The sequence below is a fragment of the Belnapia moabensis DSM 16746 genome (assembly GCF_000745835.1).
Classification (GTDB): Bacteria; Pseudomonadota; Alphaproteobacteria; order Acetobacterales; family Acetobacteraceae; genus Belnapia; species Belnapia moabensis.
In genome coordinates this window covers 1-4,719 of sequence record NZ_JQKB01000189.1, presented here as the reverse complement: position 1 = coordinate 4,719, position 4,719 = coordinate 1, and the positions used below count along the sequence as shown (strand labels likewise).

The 4,719-nt window shown below is 65.1% G+C and carries 6 protein-coding genes; 5 read left to right on the top strand and 1 reads right to left on the bottom strand.

What is annotated here, in order from left to right:
• Positions 1–308: IS5 family transposase (locus tag EP26_RS29875; RefSeq protein ID WP_043344903.1), on the bottom strand; the 308-nt coding region annotated here is incomplete at its 3' end.
• A 157-nt stretch (positions 309–465) separates the two neighbouring features.
• Between EP26_RS29875 and EP26_RS36575 the strand changes: the two genes are divergently transcribed.
• The 5 genes from EP26_RS36575 to EP26_RS35860 form a co-directional block, all read left to right on the top strand.
• Positions 466–792 (top strand): hypothetical protein, encoded by a 327-nt coding sequence (locus EP26_RS36575; RefSeq protein WP_052389868.1) that lies wholly within the window; start codon positions 466–468, stop codon positions 790–792.
• Positions 725–1,300: a segregation/condensation protein A gene (locus EP26_RS29870; protein WP_169747548.1), complete on the top strand. Its 576-nt coding sequence runs from the start codon at positions 725–727 to the stop codon at positions 1,298–1,300. The genes EP26_RS36575 and EP26_RS29870 overlap by 68 nt, the downstream gene beginning before the upstream one ends.
• A gap of 130 nt (positions 1,301–1,430) precedes the next feature.
• Positions 1,431–2,549, top strand: a complete 1,119-nt coding sequence (gene ald, locus EP26_RS29865) for an alanine dehydrogenase (protein ID WP_043344901.1) — start codon at positions 1,431–1,433, stop codon at positions 2,547–2,549.
• A gap of 117 nt (positions 2,550–2,666) precedes the next feature.
• Positions 2,667–4,130: an L-lactate permease gene (locus EP26_RS29860; protein WP_043344899.1), complete on the top strand. Its 1,464-nt coding sequence runs from the start codon at positions 2,667–2,669 to the stop codon at positions 4,128–4,130.
• Between the two features lie 364 nt (positions 4,131–4,494).
• Positions 4,495–4,719: helix-turn-helix domain-containing protein (locus EP26_RS35860; protein ID WP_043344904.1), on the top strand; the 225-nt coding region annotated here is incomplete at its 3' end.

Below are 4,719 nucleotides of genomic sequence, written 5' to 3'. Positions count from 1 at the left end.
ATGTTGGTGCCATCGATGAAGGTCATGCCGAGCGCGATCCCGCGCTGCTGCACCAGGTCCAGCAGGCGCTCCCACACACCCTGCTTGGCCCAACGGATGAACAACTGCGCCGCCAGCCACCATGGGCCGAGTTCTGCCGGGATGCTGCGCCACTTGGCGCCGTTCTGGTGCCGCCAGAAGATCGCCGAGATGGTCCGGCGCAGCTCCTTGGGCGGCGTTTTGCCGTGTGGGCGGACCTCCTCGATCAGCGGCTCCCAGAGCGCCCACGCTGCGTCGGTGAAAACCTCGCACCCGTTCCCGTCCGTCATGCCCCGAATATGGGAGTAGCACTCAAGCTCTAACAGACCTTAGGCTTCTGGGCGGCTGACTGGACGCTCTGGCCGACTATCCGGCAGCTGCGCGAGCGCTGGCCGGCACTGCGGATCGCGGTGCAGCCGCACTACATCGCGATGCAGCCGCACTACAATGACGCATGAGGCGGACAGCGCCGAGGCCTTCCTCAAGGCAGCGCCGACCGCGGTTGGCAACAGCGGCGCGCCGGCGCTGCGGCTCGGGGCCTATGAGGGCCCGCTCGACCTGCTGCTGGAGCTCGCGCGGGCGCAGCGGGTGGACCTGGCGCAGATCTCGGTCGCCGGCCGCCCTGGGCGCGCAGTTCGAGGTGGTGGTCGCGGCGGCGATCGAGCCGCGGGCGGTGCCGCTGCCGCGGTTGGCGGACTGGCTGATCATGGCAGCGTGGCTGACGCTGCCGCGCTCGCGGCTGATGTTGCCGATCGCGGCGGCGGAAAGCGCTGAGGCCGAGCGTGAGGCGCAGGGGCTGCGGCGCCGTCTGGCCGACCGCGGGTGGGCGAGCCGGTTGGCGGACTGCCTGGAGCGGCGACCACAGCTGGGGCGGCAGGTGTTTGCGCGAGGCGAGACAGAGCCATACGCTGGTATCACCGCCGGCGCACCGCCGCCCGCGGACACGGCAGAGCTGCTGCGGGCCTGCTTGCGGCTGCTGCAGCTGCCGCACCGCGATCAAGTGTATCGGCCGCGGCCGCCTGCGCTGTGGCGAGTGCCGGATGCGCTGGAGCGCATGCGGCAGCTGCTGCCGACACTCGGCGAGGGAGCTGACCTCAGCAGCTTCCTGCCGCCGCCGTCCGAGGCGCGGCCCCAGTCGCCTTGGCAGCGGAGGGCAGCGCTGGCGACGACGTTCATGGCGGGGCTCGAGCTCGGTCGGGACGGATTTGTAGCGCTCGCTCAGGACAAAGCGTTCGAAGAAATCCGACTGCGACGGAATGGTGAGGCTGTCGTTCTGAAATAAGCAATCGCCAACAAAAGATACGACCGGGGTCTTTGCGGGTGGTGCTGACGGTACACCTATCGATGTTTATGATTTCAAGGCAAGCTTCCAGCGCGGTAACGCTAACAGCACGAAAAGGCCGGAGCGCGCCATGCAGGTTGGTGTCCCCAAGGAAGTGAAAGTCCACGAATATCGCGTTGGCTTGATCCCCGCCTCGGTACGAGAGCTGGTGCAGCGCGGCCATCATGTCTTGGTCGAGACCGGTGCTGGCATGGGCATCGGCTTTCCTGACGCGAGCTATACTGACGCCGGCGCCACCATCGCCCCGGACGCAGCCGCCGTCTTCGCTGCAGCCGACCTCGTGATCAAGGTGAAGGAACCGCAGCCGGCTGAATGGGCACAACTCCGGCGTGGCCAGATGCTGTTCACCTATCTACATCTCGCTCCTGATCGCAAGCAGACCGAGGGCCTACTGGCCAGCGCCTGCACCGCCATCGCCTATGAAACCGTGACCGACCCCACAAGTGCCCTGCCGCTGCTGGCACCGATGAGTGAGGTGGCAGGCCGTATGGCCATCCAGGTCGGCGCCCGCTGCCTGGAAAAGGAAGCGGGTGGCGCCGGCATCCTGCTTTCGGGAGTACCTGGCGTTTCGCCTGGGCGTATTGTTGTGCTCGGCGGCGGTGTCGTCGGCTCGAACGCTGCTCGAATCGCGGCCGGGATGCGAGCCCAGGTCACGGTGCTGGATCGCAACCCGAGGGTACTCGACGCATTGGACCGAGAATTCGCTGGCCGTGTCGCCACCGTCTTCGCCACGGTGGAGGCAATCGAACAGGCGGTGATCGAGGCCGACCTAGTCGTCGGCGCCGTGCTGATCCCTGGGGCTGCGGCGCCTCGGTTGGTGAGTCGCGCTATGGTCGCCGCCATGCGGCCCGGGAGCGTGTTGGTCGATGTAGCGATTGACCAAGGTGGCTGCTTCGAAACGTCCCGCCCCACCAGCCATGCCGACCCAACCTACCTGGTGGATGGCGTGGTGCACTACTGCGTCACCAATATGCCCGGCGCGGTGGCCAAGACCAGTACCGTCGCGCTGAACAACGCGACGTTGCCATATATTTTGCAGTTGGCCGACAAGGGCTTCCCGGCCGCTCTGGCAGAGAACCCACATCTCGCGCAAGGGCTGAACGTCCACGCGGGGCATGTTGTCCATCCTGCGGTGGCTCAGGCGTGCGGGCTGGCCGCTTTGCCGTTGCCAAAGGTGCTGGGCGGCTAGCGCTGCAGCACACTTCTAGATTGAGCGCTGTCACAGGGAGCCCCTGCAAGCTTGGGCAGCATCCTTTTTCGGGGGCCTGACTGTGGGGTTGTGGGCGGGTGACGGGAAGGCGGCCTGTTGACTTATTTTGTATGGATATTGCCAGCACTGCTTGTCATCGCTGCCATCGCAAGCGGCCGGCTTGGCGTACTCGCCGCATCAGCCATTGGCTTGACTTCCGCGCTTGTGGTCGCTCTCGCAGCGGCGCCACATAGCTTCCAGCTTTCGGATGCCGCTGTCTCGCTCGCACGAGGTGTCTGGATCGGTTGGATCATTGTCCCTTACATCGTAGGGGGGCTTTTGTTCTGGCAAATCGCGACGGGAACTGGCAATTCCGGCATGCCCTCTTCGACGCTTGTGCCGAATGCCCGCGCCGGGCGGCGCCTCCTTTTCATGGCCTGCTTTCTGGTCGGCCCTTTCGCAGAATCGGCCACCGGCTTCGGCGTCGGAATCATTGGCACCATGGCGCTGATACGCCGGCTGCAGATCAAGCCGATCCAGCTTCTCGTCTTCTCCCTCCTCAGCCAGACCATGATTTTATGGGGTGCCATGGGCAGCGGCGCGATCATCGCTGCTGCATTGGCTCGTACGAGCCCGACTGCGCTCGCCCTTCATGCCAGCACCCTGGTTGTCGCCTTCAATATCGCGTGGCTGGTGCTCTACTGGCGCATGGCCGACCGAGCCGGCTTTGCCCTGGGCCATCGAGAGCGGCTGAATGAGGCATTGTGGCTTGGGGCCAGCTTGGCCCTCGTGATCGCTGCAACGGCAGTGCTTGGTCCCGAAACGGCAATGCTCGCCGCCTACGGTCCAGTGATCGCATTACGCTACCTGATGGACGAGCGTCCGGATTGGTGGACCCTGGATCAGATGTTCCGTCGGATGCTTCCCTTTGGCCTCCTGATCGCTTGGCTAGGTGCTACCCGACTGGTGGCGCCGCTTGAAGGCTTCCTGCTGCAAGCTGGACGCCTGCAACCATTTGCCGGCGCGCCGGCTTGGGCGCCCTTATTCCATGCCGGGACTTGGCTCCTCATCGCGGCAGTCCTTACGGGCCTATTACGTGGTCGCGCCCGAGCCTTCCCGGTGGAACTGAGAACAGCCTGGACAACCGGCCGCCTCGCCATCCTCAGCATCTTCACTTTCTCCGCTATGGCGGAAGTGCTGTCCGGCTCAGGGATCGCTACCGGCCTCGCGCAGGGCCTGTTCCAAACATTTGGCCGTGCGGCAGTGGTGGTGATGCCGCTTGTCTCGGCGGTTTATGGCGTATTGGCCAACAGCAGTAACGGCCCTAACGGGCTTTTCATGGCTGCGCAGGCCAGCCTAGCGACGGAAGCCGGCCTCAACCTCGCCGCTGCGGTCGCGCTGCAGCACGTCGCAGCCTTTTCGCTCAACATTGTCTCGCCTGTACGCATGTCCATTGCCTGTAGCCTTGCCGGCACCCCACACCACGAGCGCGACGCTTACCGCGCCATGCTGCCATTCGCCCTGGCGGCTGTCGCTCTCCTTCTGGTCGCAGCAGTCTTGGTTGCCTCAGGCTGGGTATGAGGTGATCCAGGCCGGAAGCTCCCGCGATCCGAGGAGGAAGGCAAGTGGCGTCCGCCGTTGCAGCTGTCAGGCCACGTCGGACGCGCCTTGCTATCCTGCTGGTTTTTCCGGCCTTCCCGCCAAAAGTAGTCAGCCCCGCCGCCTGGGTAGCGGCGGTCGGGTTTCCGGTTTGTCGAACGATAGCGTGGCTCCCCGTCCGGGTTGGTGAAGCCCGTTCCCGCCCCTTAAAGCTCAGTTCGTATCCGTCTGAACGGTCACGGGGATGGCGGCAGCGACTATTACCAAGTCTCGGAGAGCGTGACTTGCTGGGGATTCCCAGGAGGACGGCGCTCTGATTCAACGTGGCGAACAGGGGAGCTTCGCCATGCCCATCCCACTCCGAGCTGACTTTAACGCGGCTGGGCTCCGTAGTGCGGCTCGACGGACCAAGGATGCGGCCCAGGCACGTCGCCTGTTGGCCTTGGCAGCCATTTACGATGGCGCATTGCGCACGGAGGCCGCCCGGATCGGCGGGGTGACGGTGCAGATCGTCCGGGACTGGGTTGTTCGGTTCAATGCCGAGGGTCCGGCTGGGCTGATTGACCGTAAG